This window comes from Streptomyces sp. NPDC031497 (assembly GCF_055580905.1).
This window is the reverse complement of sequence record NZ_JBVIKO010000073.1, coordinates 1-1034: the sequence shown is the minus strand read 5'-3', so window position 1 is coordinate 1034 and position 1034 is coordinate 1. Positions and strand designations below refer to the sequence as shown.

Sequence of the window (1034 nt, the reverse complement as noted above, 5' to 3'; positions counted from 1 at the left end):
CGAGCAGCAACCCGCTGCGTGACCCCGCAGACCGACGGCTCCCGCGTATCGCGGGACCGTCCGGTCTGGTCATCTTCGGCGTCACGGGCGACCTCTCCCGCAAGAAGCTCATGCCCGCGGTCTACGACCTCGCCAACCGGGGTCTGCTGCCGCCGGGCTTCTCCCTGGTCGGCTTCGCCCGCCGCGAGTGGGCCAACGAGGACTTCGCCGCCGAGGTCCACGACGCCGTCAAGGAACACGCCCGTACCCCGTTCCGTGAAGAGGTCTGGCAGCAGCTCATCCAGGGGATGCGCTTCGTCCAGGGCACCTTCGACGACGACGACGCCTTCGAGCGGCTCCGCTCCACCATCGAGGAGCTGGACAAGGCGCAGGGCACCGGCGGCAACTTCGCCTTCTACCTGTCCGTCCCGCCGCGCTCCTTCCCGGTCGTCATCCAGCAGCTGAAGAAGCACGGCCTGGCGGACCAGAGCGGCGGCTCCTGGCGGCGCGCGGTCATCGAGAAGCCCTTCGGCCACGACCTGAAGTCGGCCGAGGCGCTCAACAAGGTCGTGCACGAGGTGTTCGAACCGGACCAGGTGTTCCGGATCGACCACTACCTCGGCAAGGAGACCGTCCAGAACATCCTGGCGCTGCGCTTCGCCAACACCATGTTCGAGCCGATCTGGAACCGGTCCTTCGTGGACCACGTCCAGATCACCATGGCCGAGGACATCGGCATCGGCGGCCGCGCCGGCTACTACGACGGCATCGGTGCCGCCCGTGACGTCATCCAGAACCACCTGCTCCAGCTGATGGCCCTGACCGCGATGGAGGAGCCCGCCTCCTTCGACGCGGACGCGCTGGCCGCCGAGAAGGAGAAGGTGCTCGGCGCGGTACGGCTGCCGGACGACCTGGGCAGGCACACCGTGCGCGGCCAGTACGCGGCCGGCTGGCAGGGCGGCGAGAAGGTCATCGGCTACCTCGAAGAGGACGGCATCGACGCCAAGTCGAAGACCGACACCTACGCGGCCGTGAAGCTGGAGATCGACAACCGC

At 68.3% G+C, this 1034-nt stretch carries 1 protein-coding gene; it reads left to right on the top strand.

The genetic code is table 11. The annotated features are described in order from the left end of the window. A partial coding sequence (gene zwf / locus ACZ5K7_RS48285) for a glucose-6-phosphate dehydrogenase (RefSeq protein ID WP_468924970.1) occupies window positions 1-1034 on the top strand: 1034 nt, incomplete at both ends.